This window comes from Acinetobacter sp. NBRC 100985 (assembly GCF_000241225.1).
Lineage (GTDB): Bacteria > Pseudomonadota > Gammaproteobacteria > Pseudomonadales > Moraxellaceae > Acinetobacter > Acinetobacter venetianus.
Map to the genome: position 1 here is coordinate 1 of NZ_BAEB01000064.1, position 23,423 is coordinate 23,423.

Here is a 23,423-nt window from a genome sequence, read left to right on the forward strand (position 1 = left end):
CGTTAAATCTGTACGTAAGTTTGTGACATCGCCTTGAGTGCTGGTCAAATCTGTACGGAGATTCGTCACATCGCCTTGGGTACTGGTCAAATCTGTACGAATATTCGTCACATCACCTTGAGTACTGGTTAAATCTGTACGGAGATTCGTCACATCGCCTTGGGTACTGGTTAAGTCTGTACGAAGATTCGTGACATCGCCTTGGGTACTGGTCAAATCTGTACGTAGATTTGTCACATCACCTTGAGTGCTGGTTAAGTCTGTACGAAGATTCGTGACATCGCCTTGGGTACTAGTCAAATCTGTACGTAGATTTGTCACATCACCTTGAGTGCTGGTCAAATCTGTACGAAGATTCGTGACATCGCCTTGGGTACTGGTTAAGTCTGTCAATAAAGTGCCGATATCAGCTTCATTTTGATCTACTCGTGAGTCTAGCGAAGCAACGTCCTCATTCGTTGCTTTTAACTGTCTACCTGTAACGGCATCACTAGACGTATCACTTAAAATTGCATCTTGAAGATTAGTAATTTTCGTTCCGCTAGTGCCAGATAAAGTAATTGTGGCTTTATTGCTACTTGCATCATAAAACACAGCATCTTCAACTGCTTGAGTCAGTAACCGTTTGTTCACAGCATCGTAGTCATTTTGAGCATCAGCAACATTAGTAATTCGTTTTTCAGCACCAGTTTTACCTACAGATACAGTGTTGACTTCATCTGCTATTGATCCAGCACCTAAGGCAACACTGTTGTCAGCATAAGCTTTGCTTTCAGCACCAATTGCAGTTGATTTATTTCCAAAAGCTGTTGAACGAGAACCCACCGCTAAAGCCTGTTCGCCAACAGCCAAAGCTCCACCTTTCTGCAAAGTTTGCATAAAGGCAGCAGCTTCATCTAGAGTTAACGCCTTATTTCCTAAAGTAATCACCGGATTTATTGGATCACTGGTATCAATCGCGAAAGCCAAACCATCGACTGTCCCAGTCATTGTTGCCATATCCATTTCAATCACTCGACCACTCAGAATGGTTTGAGGTTGCGTTGGATCATAAGTGGATTGGTCTTCTAAAGCTCCACCCATCACTGAGCTACCATTACCTAATGCCAATCCTCCTACGCCTGATGCACTACTACTGTTACCAGTCACTGTATTGTAAATACCTGATGCACTGCTAGATTGACCACTTGCTAAGTTGTTTGATCCAACCGCACTGCTATCTAAACCAGTCGCTTCATTTTTATAGCCCAATGCACTGCTACGGCCACCTATCGCTATATTTTCTATACCAATTGCCGAACTATCGACACCTTGAGCTGTATTAAAGTATCCAAGTGCATTACTGTTCATACCCAATGCTTTGTTGTTTGCACCCAAGGCACTACTATTTTGATTCGCAGCCTGATTATTAAAGCCGAAAGCATTAGAAAAAATACCAGTTGTTTCATTGTTGTACCCAACGCTAGTACTGTTTGCACCCGAAGCATTATTGGCCTGACCAACTGCCGTACTAGAAATCCCTGTAGCTGTATTATTATGGCCAACTGCTGTTGCTATATCTCCAGCAACATTTCGAACCCCTACAGCAGTACTATGCGTACCTACAGCAATATTTTGATTACCTACCGTAGTACTATTTACACCAAAAGCAACTGAACCACCTCTCTCAATCGAACTTAAGAAGTCCTGTACATCTTGCTGACTCACAGCAAGCCCATTGATATGAGTAATAGATGCCGTTGAGTTATCCGATGCAGTAACAGGGATACCATTGATTGCTGTGATCTTCGTACCATCATTACTGATATAAAGGTAGCTGAAACCTGTAGCAGCGCCCACAGCTGTTGAACCCGACTGTTGACTTAAATTATGACTACCCGCCGTAAAGCTATAATTTCCTTTGGATTTATTTGAAACACCCAAGGCACTACTTGAAGTACCTAATGAAATATTGTCTACACCAATCGCATTGCTTTGTGCTCCAATACTAAAATTTTGATTACCAATCGAATTACTTTCTGTTCCTAATGCAATATTGCCACCAAAACCTACATTACTGACAAATGCTGCACTTTGTTCTTCTGATAAAGATAAATTATTAATTGCGGTCAATTTGGTTGGGTTATTCTTTAAATCTAGCCAAGATGTTGCTGTGCTGGTGACACTAACACCATCAATGCTTGTGATCACTCCTGCCGTATAGCCAACCGAAGGTGGTATTTCACTATTTCTTACCGCACTACCAATTGCAGATGAAGATGCCCCTAATGTCGTATTTCGTGTACCAATTGCATTACTATTTGCTTGTGTAGCGATATTCCTTGTACCTAAAGCATTACTGTTGGCAAGCACCGCTCTATTATCAGCACCAATCGCATTACTATTGTCTTTCAATGCCACATTGTTGTTACCTATAGCACTGCTAGTATATCCCACAGCTTTGTTTTTAGAACCAACAGCTGTACTTTGTTGATCTGTAGCAATATTTTGTGATCCAATTGCTGAGGACTGTACACCCCAAGCAACATTTCCCCCTGCAGCAAGTGTGCTTAGCAATTCTGTAAGTTGGCTCGAAGTGATGCTTACCCCATTAACTGCTGTGATCGTATTCGTAGTCAATCCTGTAGCAGTAACAGGAATATCATTAATATGAGTGATCTTGATACCGTCATTTTTATAAATTACAGAACCAAATGCAGAGGATGCACCAACCGCTGTTGCACCGAGTTGTTGAGCCAAATTCTTACTACCAACTGCTACACTTCGAGTACCATTTGCAATGTTTTGATAACCGAGAGCACTGCTAAATTGACCTGATGCAATATTTTGGCGACCTAATGCACTGCTACCTGAAGCTGATGCAATGTTATAAGAGCCGAAAGCATTGCTATCTACACCAGAAGAGGTATTGGCATGGCCTATTGCGCTACTATAACCACCAGAAGCGATATTGGTTCGTCCTAATGCGTTACTAGTAGAGCCAATTGCTTTATTATTTGAACCGATAGCATTACTATCTTGACCTAACGCAATATTTTCATTACCCATTGCATTACTGGCAGAACCAATTGCAGCATTACTACCATAACGAACAGCATTTATATAGGCTGATTTCTGTTCATCACTAAGTACCATCCCATTCACAGAAATCAGTTTGGTTGGGTTGTCACGTAAATCAGACCAACTTGTTGCAGTACTAACTATAGTTACACCATCAATAGCATTTACAACTCCTGCTGTTACAATAACGCCTGGAGGGGTACGACCTGCTGGACTTGTTGCACTACCAACTGCTGTTGAAGATTGTCCGATACTTGTATTGTAAAAACCCACTGCACTACTGTTTAAACCCGTGGCAATATTCCCTGTACCTACCGCTGTACTTTTTGATCCGACAGCAATATTGCCGCCCTTTTTCGCAGCATTTATAAAAGCTGCGACTTTATCAGGGTCAGCTAACTTAGTGGTAGTTACACCATTAATTGTAAATGAGTCAATATCATCAATACTGTTGCTTGTCGCAGTGACCGTGATACCTGCAACCCTAGTCAAGGTCGTACCATTATTTTCGGTTATATGCGCACTTCCAGATGCAGAGCCTAAAGCTGTATTACTTGCATTATGTGTGTAATTATCAAATGCACTTACACCAGCATTGGTCAAAAGCGTCTGTACTTGTCCTAAATTCACTGCATCAGTTTGTTGAGTCCCAGCGGCAACATTCATGATACGTTTTTCTGCACCACTACGTCCCACTGAGATTGTATTAGCTTCATCAGCAAGCGAATCGTAGCCGATCGCTGTAGCTTTATCAGCAATCGCTGAACTATAGCTACCAAAAGCACTGCTATATTGTGCTGTGGCTTGGTTACTTGCCCCATATGCAGCACTTGCATCGCCTGATGCAATATTATTGAATCCAACTGCATTACTTGCTACCCCAGAAGCATTATTAATTACGCCTAAAGCACTACTCGCAATGTTACTAGCTCGGTTAGCTTTTTCTGAAAAACCCTGAACATAATTTAAAAAGCCCTGTTTAGCAGCATCACTTAAATTTGTTTGTCCATTAATTGAGAGTATCATGTTAGCTTTAAGACTACCGTCATAAGCCCATACCGCTGAAGATTGATTCGTTTCTACCACAAAATCACCAAATGATAATGTCGAAGAAGAAAAAGTTTCACTAAGGTGCTGTTTCTTACCACCTCCAATTGCCGTACTTCCTATGCCTGAAGCTGTATTCAAATTACCACATGCAAAAGCATTAGAACCTGTTGCTAAACTTCCTCCAGTACCGCCATTGCCATCAGCATCACATACCATCGCCCAAACTTGAGTCCCTGTAGCCATTGCAATACTCAAAACGAGAGTTTGCAGACCAAATATCCGATATTTATCAGAATAGGCTGTTGGCGAATCTACAGAATAGCTCTTTGTACCAGTTGTATTATCTGTTTTACCTGTGCTCTTCGCATTTTCAGAAACCACTACGAACCTTCCGAGTGATTTATTCCATACTTTCTTAAAAATGTGATTCATTGTTCAAGCCTTGTAATATTATGTAAAATAATATTATTTAAGGTTATTTTTTGAGACTTGCATATCACTGAAATTGGGTATTTTATCGTCATGAATATCCCTATTTTCAGGGATATCTATCGACAACAAACATAATTATGCTAAAGGCTAATCTATGAATAATTGGAGAGCACCCTTGACGATTGTTAATTTAACTCTCCCCATTCCAGTACTTATTCTGGAAGATGATGCTGTTATGCAACAACGGCTTAAATTGATTTTGCTAGAACTTGGTTATACTCAAGAAGTCTTAATTTTTGCAAATACCCTCAAGGAAGCTTTGTCTTTATTAGAGGAACAACCTATTTCATTTGCCTTAGTTGATCTTGGATTACCTGATGGTAATGGCAAGGATTTTATTGAAACCTTACGCCAACAAGATCCAACGAGTTTAATTTTGGTGATCTCAGCATGGTCTACTCAAGATGCAATCTTAGGAGCTATACAAGCGGGCGCGACAGGATATGTCCTCAAAGAGCGAGATGATTTTGAAGTAATGCTTTCGATACGTAGCTTACTTCGAGGCGGAGCACCTATAGACCCATTTATTGCACAACAAATTCTTAGTAAAGTAATTAAAAACTCTGAGAAACTTAACCACATTACAAGTGAAAACAATATATTATCTGCACGAGAGTTAGAAATTTTACATCTCGTGGCTCAAGGTTTAAGCAATAAAGAAATAGCAGAAAAAATTTATTTATCGAGATATACCGTCGAATGTCATATCAAGCATATTTATCGCAAACTCAGCGTATCCAGTCGAGCCAAAGCGGTGAATACTGCTCGAAATATGGGGTTATTGCCTTAAGCTTTCTTATTTTATTTTTCTTTGTAACACCCATTATTTATGCAAAGACATTACCTAAGGACAATAACCCCACTTTATGTGAAATAAAAATTATAAGCAGCCAAATCGCCAAAGGAACTGGAATAGATCGTACTGAGCGTCCAATAACGGGTTGGGAAAATGTAAATCAATTTCCAGATCTTATCGAATCACGTTGGAAAGATTATTCAGGCAGTGTTTGGTACAAAATTAAATGGGACTACACTTGTAATAATCAAAAAGCCCCCGCTACTTTAGTGATTAACAATATCAATATGGCGGGACAAATTTACTTAAATAACGAACTTTTATGGCAGGATCGCTCTCTTATTGAACCCTTATCTCGCAGTTGGAATATGCCAAGATATTGGAATTTACCAGCCTCAAGCCTAAATGCTGGGGAAAATATTCTATGGATTAGAGTAGTAGGTGTCGCAACTCAGTCATCAGGTCTGGGTAAGGTTTTATTGGGTCATTCAGACGAGGTAATGCCACTCTATCAGAAGTTTTGGTATGAACAACGTGTTCTACATTTTTTTAATTTAGTTTTCTCTCTTACGCTAGGAATTGTCGCGTTATTGGTTTGGTTATTTCGTAGAAAAGAAAGTGTCTTTGGATGGTTTGCCCTAACCTCTTTAACTTGGGTACTTATTATGTCTAATGTAGTCATGATAAATCCCATATTAGAGCTAACAACATTACAAATCGCTAGAGTTAATATAGTAGCATTATTCTCCTATTTCATCTTTTCCTGCTTTTATGCATGGCGGTTGGCTCAACGAAGCTTTCCAAAAACTGAAAAAATGCTATTCGCTGCACTAGCTACCATTGCACTAATGGCTATATTTTTGCCAAACTCAGCACTGGGCACTTTTCTAATGCTTAGTTTTATCATTGGTGTCTTAATAATTATTATTAATTTTATAACCTACCCATTTATTGCTTATCGATCGAAAAAAATAGAAGCTAATTTACTGGCATGTGTGTTTTTAATCTATCTTATCGTCGCAGTTCATGACTTTTTATACATCATGAAAATCGGTAGTGGTATCTCATGGACAGCATATACAGCACCGTTAACGACTTTATTTATTGCACTTATTCTTGCTATGCGCTTAGCAAATAATATCCGTAAAATTGAGCGTTTCAGTAAAACTTTGGAAGAAAGTGTTATACAAGCAAAAAGTGAATTAAAACTCTCTCTCAGTGCTCAGCATCATCTTGAACTAGAAAATATCAAACTTCAGGAAAGAATGAATTTAGCTCATGATCTTCATGATGGATTAGGAGGTTCTCTTGTTCGTTCTATGGCAATAGTTGACCAAAGTCGAGATAATCTTAGCAATCAACAATTTCTTTCAATGCTTAAATTACTGCGAGATGATTTACGTCAGATCATTGATAGTGGTTCTAGCTCAAGTAATGATGCCCCAGAAACACCGATGATTTGGGGAGCCGCAATACGTTATCGTTTTGTTCAAATTTTTGATGAATTAGATATTCAATCCACTTGGAATTTCCCAGACCAATGGCTTACCCGCCCTACTGCATTGGAGTGTCTAACACTCTTACGCGTCATTGAGGAGTCATTAACCAATATCATTAAACATAGTAATGCCCGATATATTAAAGTTGATTTATTTTATGATCAAAAAGATCAACTTATACTTGAAATAGAAGATGATGGGATTGGCTTTGATGTTGATGCAGTATTTAGGTCAGGAATGAGTGTTGGCTTAAGAAGTATGAAATTCCGCATCGAAAAAATAGGTGCCAAGATGAATATTTTATCTCAAGCTGGCTCAACGCGTATTAAGGTTATAAAACCGTAATTCTTATCGATCTATAACGATCAAATACATAGCTTAGGCGTATTATTCATCTATTAATCAGCCCGAGTTTCATATTGAACAAATTGAAAAATAAAATCAAAAAGCCCATGTGAAAACAAGGGCTTTGTATTTAAAAGAATTGGTATAATTAATCTAATTAACTTGCACTCATTACCACGAATATTTTTTAATTAAAAACAAAAATGATTTTGCTCAAGCTCCATCACAGATTCTGCACCTGAACGAATTGCCGCGAGATGAGTCTGAGTACGGATTAATAACTTTTGATAGAAGAACTTTGCTGTGGTCAATTTTGCCCGATAAAATTGCTCATCAGATGTACCTGCTTGCAATTTTTCATCAGCAACCTGTGCCATCCGAGCCCATAAATATGCAAATACGACATAACTAGAAAAATACAGATAGTCGACCGAAGCTGCACCAATTTCTTCTGGGCTCTGCTTGGCTTTTTCAGAAATTTCCTGCGTTATACCATTCCATTGTTTGGTTAGCTCAGTCAATTTTTCAGTATATGGGATTAAAGCTGTATGACCGCTGTGGTGCTCTACAAATTCTTCAATTAATTGAATCATATTTTGTAATAGCTTACCGCCAGACTTCAATACTTTCCGTGCCAATAAATCTAAAGCCTGAATTTCAGTTGTACCTTCATACAAAGTTGAAATTCGAGCATCCCGAACTATCTGCTCCATACCATGTTCAGCGATAAAACCGTGTCCACCAAATACTTGAACTCCGTGCTTAGCTGATTCATTACCAGATTCAGTTAAAAAAGCCTTTGCTATTGGAGTTAGAAAAGCCAGTAATTCATCTGAGAGCTTTTGTTGCTCAGGATTATTTGAAACCTCCAGAATATCTGCATGTTGCGCTAGAAAATAGGCTAAAGCACGACCTCCTTCAGAAAAAGCTTTCTGGGTCATAAGCATTGTACGTACTGCAGGATGTACAATAATCGGATCAGCATTTTTATCTGGATATTTTGCACCACTGAGTGAACGCATCGCTAAACGATCTTTAGCATAAGTTAAAGCACCTTGAAATGATATTTCAGATGCAGCCAACCCTTGGACAGCTGTACCAATACGTGCTGTGTTCATAAAGGTAAACATGCAGTTCAAGCCACGATGTTCAGGTCCAATTAGGAAACCTTTAGCACCATCAAAGTTCAATACGCAAGTTGCATTACCATGGATACCCATTTTATGTTCTATTGCGCTACAAACAACTCTATTTCGGTCTGCTAGATTGCCTGCCTCATCGACATTAAATTTGGGTACGATAAATAAAGAAATTCCTTTCGTTCCTGCGGGTGCATTGGGCAACCTTGCCAGCACAATATGGATAATATTTTCTGTTAGATCATGCTCTCCAGCTGAAATAAAAATCTTTTCACCTGTAATTGAATAGCTACCATCCTCATTCGGTTCAGCTTTTGTACGCACTAGACCTAAATCTGAACCAGCCTGTGCCTCAGTCAAGCACATCGTTCCAGTCCATTTCCCCGATACAAGCTGGGTTAAATAAGTCTGTTTCTGTTCTTCAGTTCCGTGATGTTCGATCGTACGCATAGCACCATGTGACAAGCCTTGATACATCGCCCAAGCCCAATTTGAACCACAAAGCATTTCAGAAATTGAAATGCGTAACAGTGTAGGTAAACCTTGCCCACCATAAGCTGTATCTGCTGTCAATGAAGTAAAACCAAGTTCGGTATACTTTTGATATGCCTCTTTAAAACCATCAGGTGTGGTAACTTTGCCTTTATCTAAATGACATCCTTGCTGATCGCCAATACGGTTAAGTGGTGCTAACTCATTTTCACAAAAATCTGCTGCTACTTCGAGATATTGATTAATCAATTCAAGACTTACATTTTCTTGATATTTAGGCATTTGCTGATAAAGCTGTTCTGTCTGTAATAATTCATGAAGTACAAACTGCATATCACGCAGTGGTGCTTTATATGCTGGCATTCTATATGTCCTCTATCTGTTGCGGTGTTTTACAGACACCTTCCCTGCAAAGTTCTATTTATCGTTAAATTTAAAATATCAAAATAAATTCCATATTGCAAAATAAAGTTTCACAATTGTAGTTGAAATACTACTTTTTAACAGATTAGTGAATCCTAAAATAAAGTTAAAAATTTATATTTAAATAAATTTCATAATCTTAACAAAAATAATCATATAAATAAAAATTTTGCAATGTAAAATTAAATTCCATTTTTAAAGCTTATATAGTATTTTACAGAGACATAAACCTTCAAAATCAAGGAGTGATGAATGCAAACAGGTCTTGAGTTTTTAACAGCTTTAAAAAATGGTGAAATTTCTGCCTCACCTATGGCTCACACTTTACCCATGCAATTGATCGAAGTTTCTCAAGGCAAAGTTATCTATAAAGTCACCCCAACAATGGAACATCGTAATATTCAAGGCGGTGTTCATGGAGGATTTTGCGCAACGGCACTAGATACAGCAACAGGCAGTGCTGCACATACTATGCTTGAGCAAGGTGTAGGCTATGGAACAATTGATTTAAACGTAAAAATGATTCGACCACTGCAAGTCAATACGAGTTACTATGCTCAAGCTGAGCTGATTAATGCCGGACGAAATATTCTAACAACTGAAGGAAAAATCGTAGATGAACAAGGCAAAGTATATGCATTTGCCTCAGCAACATTAATGGTAATCCGAAAATAAGATCTCAAGCCCTATTTAGGGCTTCATCTCCTGTACTATTTTGTGCATCTTGTAAAAATCAAAACGGTCAATTGCAAAAGCAAGAATTGCCATTGTTAACCCTAAAATAACACACATCGTCCACCCCGAATGTTTCCATGCATATACTGCGATAAATGAGCCTAAGGCAGCACCCCCAAAATACAAGGTCATATATATCGAGTTTATTCGGGATCGAGCCTCTACTGAAAGCCTATAAACTAAATTCTGATTAAGCACATGAAAAGCAGATAGACCAAAGTAGGCCATAATGACTCCAATCGCATAATAGATCAGCGATTTATGAGCAAAAAATAATGGAATCCATGCTAAAACTAACAACCATATGCAAACCAGTGCGACTTTATTTTCACGATGAGCAGCAATTTTCTTACCCGCCCATGTGGTTGCAAAAACCCCTGCCAAGCCAACTATTCCAAATAAACCAATTTGAAAATCATTAAAATGGTAAGGTGCATTCGCCAAAATAAAAGTCATGGTCGTAAAAATCAACGCAAGAATCCCGAAGCCAATGCCTCCAGCTAAACCTCGCCGAAGCAAATGGGGTTGATGAGTCGCTAAAGTAAAGAGTGAACGATAAATTTGAAGAATATTGATCTTTTTTTCATTTTTAATCGTAGGTAGTTTTAGCCACATAATTAATGCACAGACTAAAATCAAGATACCACTGATCAGATAAATCGCATGCCAAGACCAAACAGTTGATAGTAAACCTGCGATCGAGCGTGCTAATAAAATTCCCAGAAACAATCCACTCATTAGTGTTCCCACAACTTGGGGGCTTTTTTGTGGACTGGCTAATCCTGCCGCAAAAGGAATCAAAACTTGCGTGGCAATAGAGAAAAAAGTCGCTAAGAAAGTAAAACTATATAGAACAGTTAAAGTTTGACTCCATGAAAGTCCGATTTGAGCTAGTCCTGTACAACACATTAACAGACAGATATAGCTACGCTTTTCAAATAAATCCCCGAGTGGCACCAATAGAAATAGTCCAACGGCATAGGACAGTTGGCCAATAACAATTGTAAAGGCCACCTGTTCTGCGGTTGCATGCAAAGCTTCTGCAATGGAATAAATTAATGGTTGATTATAATAATTCGATCCCGCACAAATGCCGCAGGTCATCGCCATTAAGAAGACAAAACCTTTTGATAACAATGGTTCTGCACTGGATCGAGTTATTGTATCCATATATTTTTAATCCAGTTTAGAACTTATACATAGAGGTAAAGTTTATACGTGATATATCTGCCGTTCTGCCATCAAAGACCTCTCGCTCTCCTTGATGGTATTCCACACCAAAATCCATTTGACTTGTTGGACTATAAAATACGTTAACCGCAAAATCAGTTAATTGCTTATTAGCATCCTGATTTAATTTGGCATAGTCACTGTTGTCATATGAAAATAGCGAGGCAGATAAGTTTGTACGCCATTGATCATTAAACTTATAAGAATAACCAAGATTGACACTATCTAAAGTATTCATCAACAATTCATTTTTGGCCTCATTCAATGAAAAATCACCTGCTGCCTTGAGATCAGATGCATGTGCCAAACTACTTTGTGTGGTGTAAGGCATAAACTTCTGATCGCCAACAATATGTTGATAATTAGCCTGTATGGATTGCTGCGGTGTCAATTTGTATTTGAGTCCAACACCAGCACCCCAACTCACTTTTTTCACAGTATCTGTTGCAACATCAACAGACTTTTCATTCACAAATCCCTGAGCCAGTGCCAACAAATTACCTTGTTTAAAAGTATATCGTCCTGTCAGTGTCGGAAAAGCTGAAACACGCGATCCTGTATATTCCAATGCCATCTTGACATCATGTTGCGGACCAAGCTTCCAGTCATATCGAACTTGTGGCAAACGAGTATAAGAGGTTCCCATAAACTGAGTATAATCAACAGATTCAGTACGGGTTTCCATATTGGACATCAAAGACCATGTTTGTCCAAAAGTCCAATCTTTATAATTAAAGTAAGCATGGCGGATACGGAATTTACCATCACCAGATCCCCCAACTGAACCATCAAAGAAGTCAGCTTCGATATTACCTGTTACATCCTTATTAGGACTATTAAAGTATACCCCGATACGGCTCGCAGTAATGGTCGCATCTGAACGAGTATGATCAGAACGTGTGTCACTTTCAAATGGTGCTTTATAGATGCTACTGGTCGTTCGCCCACCTGAGTCCGGTGAAGATTGGAAATCTAAGGTTGCATCCATACGGGCAATACCATAGACCTTGACATTGTCAGCCCAAGTAATCCAAGACGGCGCAACAGGTTTGGCTGTTACGGTCGCTTGTTCTTTAGCCAAGCTTTCATCCAATTTCACTTGCTGAACTTGTAAATTTGATTGCACACTCTTTTGTTCGGCTAATTCAGTTTTTAATCGCTGTAATTCCAATTCGAGTGCATTGATTCTTTGTTCAGTACTATCTGGTGAATTTGCAAAAATAGTTCCTGAAGCCACTGCGCAAGCAGTAGCCAAAATTAGTTTTTTCATCTTTGTTCCTTAAAGACTTTTTTAATCAAACTCCCCTAAACAGCCAAAGTGATTTAACGGCCGAAATCGGGTGAGCGTTATTTAATTTGCAGTTTATTGACGAGCATCAACTAATGGACAGCCAGTCATTGCCTGTAGTTGATCAAAACTAAGACCATCAACTATTTCAATCACCTTAGCCTGACCATTTTCGAGTTGAATAATGCAAAGATCGGTATAAATACGGTTGACACACTGCTCACCAGTAATGGGATAAGTCAATTGACTAACGATTTTAGGTTCGCCTTTTTTGGTGGTATGTTCCATACAAACAAAAATCCGTTTTGCGCCTACCGCCAAATCCATTGCACCACCAACTGCGGGAATATCATCTTCTTTACCTGTATGCCAGTTGGCGAGATCACCATTATCTGCAACCTGAAATGCTCCAATCACGCATATATCAAGATGTCCGCCACGCATAATGTCAAAAGAATCTCCATGATGCATAAAGCAACCACCTGACAATAAGGTAATCAGTTCTTTTCCAGCATTTACCAAATCAGGATCTTCTTCTCCCTCCTTTGGTGGTGGACCAAATGCCAACACGCCATTTTCAGAATGTAAGAAAATTTCCTTATCTTTAGGTAAATATTTGGCGACATTGGTTGGCAAACCAATTCCCAAATTGACATACGACCCTTCTGGAATATCTTGAGCAATGATTTTTGCAATATCTTCACGTGAACGTTTTTGAACTGACATTAGATATCTCCTACCCGTACAACATGCTGTACAAAAATCCCTGGAGTAACGATACACTCAGGATCTAAGCTACCGAGTTGCACTATTTCATTGACTTGTGCGATAGTTGTAGTCGCAGCTTTTGCCATAATTGGGCCAAAATTACGAGCCGCCTTGCGATAAGTAAGATTGCCCCATCGATCAGCCTTATCTGCATAAATAAATGCAAAATCAGCCTCTAATGGATATTCCAGCACATAGTTTTTACCGTTAATACAACGAGTTTCTTTACCTTCAGCAATTCTGGTACCGTAACCAGTAGGTGTGAATACTGCACCTAAACCAGCACCCGCTGCCTGAATACGACAAGCTAGATTTCCTTGAGGTACAAGTTCTAAATCAATTTTTCCTGCACGATACAAGTCAGGAAAAACTGTTGAACTGACTGATTTTGGGAAAGAACAGATCAACTTTTTCACTTGCCCTGCCAAAAACAACTTCGTTAAGCCATCTGGACCTGAAGAAGCATTGTTATTAATAATCGTGAGTTCCTTCGTTCCAATATCTAGCAATGCTTCAATTAATTCGGCTGGCTGCCCTGTTGTTCCAAAGCCGCTCGTCATAATAGTTGCACCATCAGGAATCTGTTTTAAAATCGTTTCAATATCACTGGTGATTTTATTGATCATAAGATTTTACCTTTTGCTTAAAATTGCACGATGGACTTAATCTGCTTTTTGCGGGTTATATAAACGGTCTTTAATAAACAGCAATGGAATAACACCACAAATAAAGTAAGCACCCGCCATGACTAATAAACCCAATCCAATCGAACCATTTTGAGATAAATAACCAATTGTTAATGGTGAGAAAATAGAAAGTACCTTACCAACGTTATAAGCACCTCCAACAGCTGAACCACGAATCGAAGTTGGGAAGCTTTCAGTCATATAGACCGCATTGATGGCGTATGGAATTCCATAAAGGAAACCAAAGAAAAGCATTAACCATAAAATGTTCGTTGGGGTATTTAAGTAAACAATAACTGGAATAAATAATGCTGTACCGATCGTACCGAATGCGAATACCGCACGTCGTCCTAGCTTGTCTGCAACAATACCTGCAATGATTTTGGCAAAAATCATGATGATGAACGTACCAACCATATACATTGCCATTTCTTTGAATTTGATCCCTAGATCAGATTCTAAATAGGCTGGTAACCAGTTACTCACACCGTAATAACCAAACTGCAATGCACCCGTACTAATTACCCAAAGAATAAACATCGTGCCGTGTTTCTTATCCTTAAAGATTTCACGGTATGTACTCTGAGGTTTAGCAGATTGAGTATTGCTCTCAATTTTTGCAGCTCTAAGCTGGCGAGAACGTTTCCATGACTCAGACTCAGGCACCATAAAGTGCATGAGAATAGACAGCACAATCGGAGTAATCGCAATCCAGTATAGGAAGCGCCAACCGTGAATTGGAATAATATGACCTGCTAACAAAGTAGCGAGTAACGAACCTAATGTATAACCCGTCATTAAAGTCGCTAATGCGGTTGAGCGATGTTTGGTTGGGATCATTTCTGAAATCAGGACGTTACAGGCAATATATAGTGCGCCTAATCCCATCGAACCAAATACCCGAATCACTGCAAACTGTTCATAGGAATGAGTAAAGCCCAATGCACAGGTTAAAACTGAGGAATAAGCTACAAAAAATACAATGACTCGAACGCGACCAAAACGATCACATGCCCAACCACCAAACAACCCACCAATAGCTGAACCGAATAGCGTTAAACTACCGAGCATTCCCGCCTGTAAACCTGTTAAATGAAATTCAGCTTTTAAACTTGTTAAGCTTAGCGCCAAAAATCCTAAATCCGCGCCATCACACAACAATGCAAAAAAGGCAAAGATAAAAGCGGTAATCCATATTTTTTTAGGGGTCTGAATCGCTTCAGTACTATTATTTTCCTGCTTCATTATTTCTGTTGTCATTTCCGTATCCTTAATAGAAACATAAGGCATCCCCTGCCTTATGTTATTTAGACTTATTAAGCAGTGATTTCTTTAATCATGTTCTTGGCAATAATGATCTGTTGTACCTGAGTAGTACCTTCATATAGACGGAATAAACGTACGTCACGGTAGAATCGCTCAATCGAATATTCACTGATATAACCTGCGCCACCATGAATCTGAACGCAACGATCTGCCACACGACCACACATTTCTGTGGCGAACATTTTTGCGCATGATGCTTCAGTGCTAATATTTTCACCGCTATCACGACGGCGTGCGGCATCTAAAACCATACATTTAGCAGCATAAATTTCTGCTTTTGAATCTGCTAACATCGCCTGAATCAGCTGGAAATTGGCAATCGGTTGTCCAAACTGTTTACGCTCAACTGCGTAACGTAAAGCATCATCTAACATCCGCTCAGCGACACCCACGCTATAAGCACCAATGTGTAAACGCCCTTTATCCAACACTTTCATCGCTGTTTTGAAACCAACACCTTCGACACCACCAATCAATGCTGAGGCAGGTACACGACAGTTTTCAAAAATCACATCACAGGTATGTGAACCTTTCTGACCCATTTTTTGGTCGATCTTTCCAAGCGAAATACCAGGTGTATTCGCTTCCACCAAAAATGCTGAAATACCGCCTGCACCTTTGATCTCAGGATTAGTACGCGCCATCACAGTAAAAGTAGAAGCGTGTGGTGCATTGGTAATAAAGCGTTTGGTTCCATTTAAGATATAGTCATCACCATCTTTTACAGCAGTTGTTTTAAGTGAAGCTGCATCAGAGCCAGCTTCAGGTTCTGTTAAACAAAATGAACCGATGATTTCACCACTTGCATAACGTGGCAGATACTTTTGCTTTTGCTCTTCCGTACCATCAATCACGAGTCCACTAGAACCAATCCCATTATTTGTCCCAATTAATGAACGAAATGCTGGCGAAGTTTGTCCTAATTCAAAAGCAACGTTAACCTCTTCCTCCATCGTGATCCCTAAACCACCATATTCCTCAGGAATAGTAAGACCAAACAAACCTAACTCACGCATCTGTACCACAATGTCTTCTGGAATTCGGTCAGTTTCTGCAACTTCATGTTCACGAGGAATCAATTCATTTTTTACAAAATCCCGAATGGTAGAGAGTAACTGTTGCAGCATCCCTTCATCACGAATCATTCGTACGCTCCCTTTATATTTTGTCTTGGCAATTCTAGATAAAGATTTCGACAAATAAACCTCAAACTTCGCATCACGAAATTTGGTTTTTCATCTCATTCATTTCATATTACGAGATTAAAAAGCAAAAATTCAAGCTTTTTTAAAAATTAATTTCGTTTAACGAAATTTTATACACCAACACAGCCTAATATCAATTAGTTACGAAACAGTACGTAAGGAATTTGATTAATATGAATAAAAAACACTTGAAATAACTTTTAAAATACGCATCATTAGAGAAATTAAATTTTGTTATGCGAAATAAAGGATATAAAATTGAATACAAATCTAGGGAATAATTTTTTAGAAGTAGATCTCAGTATACCCAAAGTTGCATTGGTTCAAATTAACCGTCCCGATGCTATGAACGCTTTAAATGGCGAAGTTCGCAAGCAACTGGCACAAGTGTTTACCGAACTTAGCTTTAATGATGATGTCAATGCGATCGTGCTGACAGGCGGAACAAAAGTGTTCGCAGCAGGTGCAGATTTAAAAGAAATGGCTACAGCGGATTCCACAGAGATGCTATTACGTCATACCGAGCGATATTGGAATGCGATTGCACAATGTCCAAAACCAGTGATTGCAGCAGTCAACGGTTATGCATTAGGTGGCGGCTGCGAATTGGCAATGCATGCTGACATTATTATTGCTGGGAAAGGCGCCATTTTTGGCCAGCCTGAAATTAAAGTCGGCTTAATGCCCGGTGCAGGTGGTACACAACGATTATTTCGTGCTATCGGTAAATTTCATGCGATGCGCATGATTATGACTGGCGTCATGGTACCTGCGGAAGAGGCCTATCTCATCGGTCTAGTGTCTCAAGTGACTGAAGATGAAGACACGATCCCCACTGCCCTAAAAATGGCTCAAAGCCTAGCAAAAATGCCTCCAATTGCTCTGCAACAAATTAAAGAAGTGGCATTAATGAGTGAAGATGTGCCTTTAAACGCAGGCTTAACTCTTGAACGTAAATCATTCCAACTGCTGTTCTCAACAGAAGATAAAAATGAGGGAATCAATGCCTTCATTGAAAAACGTAAACCGACTTATCAGGGCAAGTGATCTCTTAATTATCAAGGAATGGAACTTAACATGGATAAAAAAGTCTTTGTCAGTGCTGGTGGTTCAGGTATTGGACGTTGTATAGCAGAAGCATTTTTAAAAAATGGTGATGAGGTATTTGTCTGCGACATTAATACAGAAAGTCTGGCGCAGTTTAAACAGGATTTCCCGCAACTACATACCTATAGCTGTGATCTTGCCCAACCAGATGCTATTCAGGATATGTTTCAGCAAGTCGTCCATACATTCGGCCATTTAGATGTACTGGTCAATAATACAGGTATTTCAGGGCCAACCGTTGCAGCTGAGGATTTAAATCTAGAAGACTGGAATGCGGTTCTCAATCTCAACCTCAACAGTACTTTTCTGATGACCAAACTTGCCATTCCTTATTTAAAGCAATCTATTGGAGGTTCAATTATTAATCTATCCTCGATTGCTGGTCGTTTAGGCTATCCATACCGTTTGGCTTATTCAACCTCTAAATGGGGCATTGTTGGTTTTACCAAAACGCTGTCTATGGAACTAGGAATAGACAATATCCGCGTCAATGCCATTCTTCCCGGTGCAGTAGATGGTGAGCGTGTTCAACGTGTATTACAGGCTCGTGCTGATCTTGCCAACACCTCATTGGAACAAGCTACCCAAAATGCGTTAAACAATCAGTCCCTCAAATACTTTGTAGATCCAAAGCATATTGCGGATCTGTGCGTGTTTCTGACTTCAGAAAGTGGACGCTCCATCTCGGGACAAATCTTACCGATTGATGGCGATAAACAATATTTAAATTAAATCTAATTTTGAAACGTAATTCATTGTAGAGATAAAACATTCAGGATGAGCAAAATGAGTGATCAGATTGAAACAATAGCCGTGATTGGTGTTGGCGTTATGGGGAGTGGTATTGCCCAAATCGCAGCACAATCAGGTCATGTCACCTATTTATATGATGCTAAGGCTGGTGCAGCTGAACAAGCCAAAGCAAAGCTAGCAGTAACCTTTCAAAAGTTAGTCGAAAAAAATAAGATTTCTACAGAACAGGCTCAAGCTGCTAATGACAACCTATTGATTGCTGAACAACTCGAAGATTTAAAAAACTGTGACTTAATCGTTGAAGCAATCATTGAACGTCTCGACATTAAACAAAGTTTAATGAAGCAACTTGAAGAAATTGTTCCTGAAAAAACGATACTGGCATCGAACACTTCTTCTTTGTCAATCACGGCGATTGCAGCGAATTGTCAGCATCCTGAACGTGTGGTTGGTTATCACTTCTTTAATCCTGTACCACTTATGAAAGTGGTTGAAGTCATTCAGGGGCTAAAAACTGATCCAAGAATTGTGGATACATTGAATGAATTATCCCGCACCTTTGGTCATCGTCCTGTCGTAGCCAAAGATACTCCAGGATTTATTATTAACCATGCTGGACGTGCCTACGGAACGGAAGCTCTTAAAATCCTCAATGAAAATGTCTCTGATATCAGTGAAATAGACCGCATTTTACGAGATGGTGTCGGCTTCCGTATGGGACCTTTTGAGCTGATGGATTTGACTGGTTTAGATGTATCTCATCCAGTTATGGAATCTATTTATCACCAATACTATGAAGAAGCACGTTATCGCCCAAATCCATTGACCAAGCAGATGCTTGACGCTAAACAACTTGGCCGTAAAGTTGGTCAGGGTTTCTATAACTACACCACAGGTAGCAAAACAGGTGAACAACCTGCACAAATTGTTGAGCGTTTAGAACAGTATCCAAGCGTCTGGATTGGTGCTGACTTCCCTTCAGACCATCAACAAATTACTGACTATTTAACAAGTCAAAACATCAAGTTAGATACAAGCACAGTACCGCAAACAGACAGCCTATGCTTATTGGCGTGCTATGGCGAAGACACCACACAAGCAGCACAACGTTTTAAGGTGAATCCAGAACAAACCGTTGCAGTCGATATGCTATATGGCATTCAAAAGCATCGCACATTGATGCCATCTTTAGCTACAAAGAATGATTATATTCAAGCAGCTCATTCGATATTTAATCTGGACGGCGCTGTAGTCAGTGTTATTGCTGAAAGCATTGGCTTTGTCGCCCAGCGTGTTTTAGCGATGGTGATCAACTTAGGCTGTGACATTGCCCAACAAAACATTGCGAGCGTCGATGACATTAATGCAGCTGTGCGTTTGGGACTAGGCTATCCATTTGGCCCTATTGAATGGGGCGATCACATCGGCAGCAAAAAAATTCTGCTCACACTGGAACGTATGACGACCTTAACCCATGACCCACGGTATCGCCCAAGCCCATGGTTACAACGTCGTGTTGCCTTAAATTTACCACTTACTTTTAACAAATAACTCTGAAAAGGAACTTCGCAATGTTGAATGCTTATATTTACGATGGTTTACGCAGCCCATTTGGTCGTCATGCAGGTGAGTTAGCCTCAATTCGTCCTGACGACCTTGCTGCAACTGTGATTCAAAAACTAGTTGAAAAAACAGGGGTCCCTGCAGCAGACATCGAAGACGTCATTTTTGGCGATACCAATCAGGCAGGTGAAGACAGCCGTAATGTAGCACGTAATGCTCTGCTGATTGCTGGTTTACCTGTCACCGTCCCAGGTCAAACCGTTAACCGTTTATGTGCGAGTGGCTTAGCAGCGGTTATCGATTCGGCTCGTGCCATCACTTGTGGTGAGGGTGAACTATATGTTGCAGGTGGCGTGGAGAGTATGTCTCGTGCACCATTTGTCATGGGCAAAGCTGAAACAGCTTATAGCCGTGATGCAAAAATTTATGACACCACGATTGGCTCTCGTTTTCCAAACAAAAAAATCATTGCCCAATATGGTGGTCACAGCATGCCTGAAACAGGAGACAATGTTGCTGTTGAATTTGGAATAACGCGAGAACAAGCAGATTTATTTGCGGCACAATCACAAGCAAAATATCAAAAAGCTAAAGAAGAAGGTTTTTTTATCGATGAGATTACACCGATTGAGGTCTCTCAAGGTAAAAAATTACCACCAAAATTGATCGCTGAAGATGGTCATCCACGTCCAAGTTCTAATGTTGAAGCTCTAACCAAATTAAAATCACTGTTCGAAGGTGGTGTCGTAACTGCAGGTAATGCTTCTGGTATTAATGATGGTGCAGCGGCCTTACTCATCGGTTCTGAAGCTGCTGGACAGAAATATGGACTCAAACCTATGACTAAGATTCTTTCAGCTGCAGCGGCAGGAATTGAACCTCGTATCATGGGTGCAGGACCAATTGAAGCGATCAAAAAGGCTGTATCTCGTGCTGGCTTGACTTTAGATGATATGGATATTATTGAAATTAATGAAGCTTTTGCATCACAAGTATTGTCTTGCTTAAAAGGCCTCAATGTCGATTTCAATGATCCTCGTGTTAATCCAAATGGCGGTGCGATTGCAGTAGGACATCCACTAGGTGCATCTGGTGCTCGTCTAGCACTTACCGTATCCCGCGAGTTGCTTCGTCGTAATAAAAAATATGCCGTAGTCAGCCTTTGTATCGGGGTTGGTCAAGGTTTAGCAATGGTGATAGAAAACGTCTCGAAGTCATAAAACATGAACCATTCATCACAACAGCACAGTGATGAATGGATTTATTTTGCATAGCGAAATATAATACAAGATTCTTGTTTTATTATATTTGAGGATTGAATGTCTCAGAATTCAGAAAATGAACAACCAATAAATTTTGATGAGATACGTCTAGATCCTATTTCACATATTCATCGGGAAAATAATCCTCAATTTATCGCGTCGCTAGCAAGAGGTTTAGAGCTTTTAAGATGCTTTTCTGCTAACAATCAAGTGCTTGGCAACCAAGAATTAGCAAAAATGACTGGTCTACCAAAGCCAACTATTGCACGCATTACAAATACGCTTGTGTCATTAGGTTATTTAAAACAATTGCCTAACTCAACAAAATACACACTAGACATTGGTGTTTTATCCTTAGGATATGCAGCATTGTCAAATATCTCTATCCGTAATATTGCACATCAATATATGGAAGAAATGAGTCAATACGTTCAAGCTCCTGTAGCGATGGCGACACGTGACCGCTTAAATATGGTCTATATAGATGTTGTACAAATTGAAACAGCATTAAATATGCGCCGTCCAATTGGTTCAACATTGCCACTTCACAGCAGTTCTATGGGCAGAGCTTGCTTAGCAGCCACTCCTGAACGTGAACGTAACTTTCTACTTGATGCGCTTAAACAAAAAAACCTTGAAAATTGGCCTGCTATAAAACGCTCTCTAGAACGAGCTTTCCGAGATTATCAAGATTACGGATATTGTTTGTCTTTAGGCGAATGGCATAAAGAAGTAAATTCCGTCGCTGTTCCTTTGGTCAGTTCTAAACATGGTCTTTATGTCTTTAACTGTGGCGCGCCAAGTTTTCATTTAAATCCAGAAAAACTTGAAGGTGAAATTGGACCACGTTTAATCCATATGGTGCACAATATTCAAGATGCTTTGAATGAAATGCATTAACAATTCAATTGAATAATTCGGTTCAACGGGTTGGTGATTAACGTTTCACTTTCATTATGGCAACAAGCATGATGAAAAACGCACTCTATACTCCAACCATCATATTAATGGCTATTGCAGCGGGCATCTGTACAGGTGGCAACTACTTTAGCCAACCCCTGATTCATTCGATTAGTTTAAATCTAGATTTATCCGAAACCACAACTGCATGGGTGCCGACCTTAGCACAAATTATGTATGCCTCTGGTCTGTTATTCCTCATGCCATTGGGTGATATTCTAGAAAAACGCAAGCTACTTTTTACCTTTATGTTGCTGGCCTCTATTGGCTTGATCATTAGTGGTTTTTCCAACAACATCTATTTGCTCATCTTTGGCACCATAATAACAGGACTGTTTTCTAGTGCAGCGCAATTACTGCTTCCACTTGCAGCAAGTTTAGTCCCTATTCAGCATAGTGGACGTGTAGTCGGCTTTTTACTCAGTGGTTTAATGATGGGTGTATTACTCGCTCGCTCCCTCTCTGGATTAATGTCCAGCATATTCGCATGGAATATGATTTATCTCGTGAGTGGTTTTTTATTGTTGGCAATTGCAATCATTTTATACCGTAATATTGGTACTTTTCCTCCAACTAAATCAGAAAACTATACGGAAACCATTGCGTCACTTCCCTCAATTTTTTTAAACAATCAACGTTTAAGAACACGTACTTATATAGGAGGTCTAACCTTTGCTAGTGTTAGCATGACATTTACCACGATGTCACTTCTTTTAGCACCAGCTCCATATTATTTTAGCGATTTTAAAATTGGACTATTTGGCTTTGTGGGAATATTAGGAACATTTATTGCTAATTTTTCTGGAAAATTTATTGACCAAGGTTATATTCATCAGATCTCACTATACTGTGGTATAGGGATGATCCTCAGTTGGTTATTATTTTTATTATTACCCTATCATTTTAGCTTTTATATCATTGCTACGTTGTTGCTTTACTCATCACTTTCGGCAGTACATGTCACTAACCAAAGTATTGTTTTCAAAATTAATCAACAACTCCGCGCTCGCTTTAATGCCATCTATATGACAGGCTATTTTGCAGGAGGGGCACTGGGTACTACTGCGGGTAGTTATGCGTGGAAACATTTTGGCTGGACAGGAGTTTGCATTTTAGGGCTTATTTTTGCTGGTTTATGTCTGATATTTTGTCGAATAGATGCGAAACAGTAGAGTTAGCGCACAGTGAATCTAATATAGAACTCCGTATATCCACTCAAACTTGATCTAATATCAGAACAAGTT

General features: G+C 39.5%; 17 protein-coding genes. 9 read left to right on the forward strand and 8 right to left on the reverse strand.

Features of this window, described 5'->3' with window-relative positions; genetic code table 11:
- A partial coding sequence (locus ACT4_RS16060) for an ESPR-type extended signal peptide-containing protein (RefSeq protein WP_007484061.1) occupies positions 1 to 4,542 on the reverse strand: 4,542 nt, incomplete at its 3' end.
- A 154-nt stretch (positions 4,543 to 4,696) separates the two neighbouring features.
- Here ACT4_RS16060 and ACT4_RS16065 point away from each other — a divergent pair.
- Positions 4,697 to 5,392: a response regulator transcription factor gene (locus tag ACT4_RS16065; RefSeq protein ID WP_007484062.1), complete on the forward strand. Its 696-nt coding sequence runs from the start codon at positions 4,697 to 4,699 to the stop codon at positions 5,390 to 5,392.
- Positions 5,393 to 5,496: 104 nt separating this feature from the next.
- Positions 5,497 to 7,242: an ATP-binding protein gene (locus ACT4_RS16070; RefSeq protein WP_034605438.1), complete on the forward strand. Its 1,746-nt coding sequence runs from the start codon at positions 5,497 to 5,499 to the stop codon at positions 7,240 to 7,242.
- Between the two features lie 191 nt (positions 7,243 to 7,433).
- On the opposite strand, the gene ACT4_RS16075 is transcribed toward ACT4_RS16070, so the two are convergent.
- Positions 7,434 to 9,236, reverse strand: coding sequence for an acyl-CoA dehydrogenase C-terminal domain-containing protein (locus tag ACT4_RS16075; protein WP_007484064.1), 1,803 nt, complete (start codon positions 9,234 to 9,236; stop codon positions 7,434 to 7,436).
- A gap of 312 nt (positions 9,237 to 9,548) precedes the next feature.
- Between ACT4_RS16075 and ACT4_RS16080 the strand changes: the two genes are divergently transcribed.
- A complete protein-coding gene (locus tag ACT4_RS16080) occupies positions 9,549 to 9,971 on the forward strand; it encodes a PaaI family thioesterase (protein WP_007484066.1) in 423 nt (140 codons plus the stop codon).
- 15 nt (positions 9,972 to 9,986) lie between these two features.
- Here ACT4_RS16080 and ACT4_RS16085 read toward each other — a convergent pair whose 3' ends face one another.
- The 6 genes from ACT4_RS16085 to ACT4_RS16110 form a co-directional block, all read right to left on the reverse strand.
- Positions 9,987 to 11,201 (reverse strand): MFS transporter, encoded by a 1,215-nt coding sequence (locus ACT4_RS16085; protein ID WP_007484068.1) that lies wholly within the window; start codon positions 11,199 to 11,201, stop codon positions 9,987 to 9,989.
- Positions 11,202 to 11,217: 16 nt separating this feature from the next.
- Positions 11,218 to 12,531 (reverse strand): outer membrane trimeric porin-like protein DcaP, encoded by a 1,314-nt coding sequence (gene dcaP, locus ACT4_RS16090; protein WP_007484070.1) that lies wholly within the window; start codon positions 12,529 to 12,531, stop codon positions 11,218 to 11,220.
- 93 nt (positions 12,532 to 12,624) lie between these two features.
- Positions 12,625 to 13,275, reverse strand: a complete 651-nt coding sequence (locus ACT4_RS16095) for a 3-oxoacid CoA-transferase subunit B (RefSeq protein ID WP_007484072.1) — start codon at positions 13,273 to 13,275, stop codon at positions 12,625 to 12,627.
- Positions 13,275 to 13,943, reverse strand: coding sequence for a 3-oxoacid CoA-transferase subunit A (locus ACT4_RS16100; RefSeq protein WP_007484074.1), 669 nt, complete (start codon positions 13,941 to 13,943; stop codon positions 13,275 to 13,277). Before ACT4_RS16100 ends, ACT4_RS16095 begins: the two co-directional genes overlap by 1 nt.
- 36 nt (positions 13,944 to 13,979) lie before the next feature.
- Positions 13,980 to 15,263, reverse strand: coding sequence for an MFS transporter (locus tag ACT4_RS16105; RefSeq protein WP_197664927.1), 1,284 nt, complete (start codon positions 15,261 to 15,263; stop codon positions 13,980 to 13,982).
- A gap of 56 nt (positions 15,264 to 15,319) precedes the next feature.
- Positions 15,320 to 16,474, reverse strand: coding sequence for an acyl-CoA dehydrogenase family protein (locus ACT4_RS16110; RefSeq protein ID WP_007484078.1), 1,155 nt, complete (start codon positions 16,472 to 16,474; stop codon positions 15,320 to 15,322).
- Between the two features lie 318 nt (positions 16,475 to 16,792).
- Here ACT4_RS16110 and ACT4_RS16115 point away from each other — a divergent pair, with 318 nt between their 5' ends.
- The 6 genes from ACT4_RS16115 to ACT4_RS16140 all read left to right on the forward strand — a co-directional run bounded on the left by ACT4_RS16115 (position 16,793) and on the right by ACT4_RS16140 (position 23,351).
- Positions 16,793 to 17,581, forward strand: a complete 789-nt coding sequence (locus tag ACT4_RS16115; protein ID WP_007484080.1) for an enoyl-CoA hydratase — start codon at positions 16,793 to 16,795, stop codon at positions 17,579 to 17,581.
- 30 nt (positions 17,582 to 17,611) lie between these two features.
- The gene (locus ACT4_RS16120; RefSeq protein ID WP_007484083.1) at positions 17,612 to 18,373 is read left to right on the forward strand and encodes an SDR family oxidoreductase; all 762 of its coding nucleotides are present in this window, start codon (positions 17,612 to 17,614) and stop codon (positions 18,371 to 18,373) included.
- 54 nt (positions 18,374 to 18,427) lie between these two features.
- Entirely contained in the window at positions 18,428 to 19,945 is a 1,518-nt protein-coding gene (locus ACT4_RS16125; RefSeq protein WP_007484084.1) for a 3-hydroxyacyl-CoA dehydrogenase, read from the forward strand.
- Between the two features lie 20 nt (positions 19,946 to 19,965).
- Entirely contained in the window at positions 19,966 to 21,177 is a 1,212-nt protein-coding gene (locus ACT4_RS16130) for a 3-oxoadipyl-CoA thiolase (RefSeq protein WP_007484086.1), read from the forward strand.
- Positions 21,178 to 21,276: 99 nt separating this feature from the next.
- Positions 21,277 to 22,119 carry an IclR family transcriptional regulator gene (locus tag ACT4_RS16135; protein ID WP_007484088.1) on the forward strand — a complete coding sequence of 281 codons (843 nt, stop codon included), beginning with the start codon at positions 21,277 to 21,279 and terminating at the stop codon, positions 22,117 to 22,119.
- A 68-nt stretch (positions 22,120 to 22,187) separates the two neighbouring features.
- A complete protein-coding gene (locus ACT4_RS16140; RefSeq protein WP_007484091.1) occupies positions 22,188 to 23,351 on the forward strand; it encodes an MFS transporter in 1,164 nt (387 codons plus the stop codon).
- Positions 23,352 to 23,423: the final 72 nt, after the last annotated feature.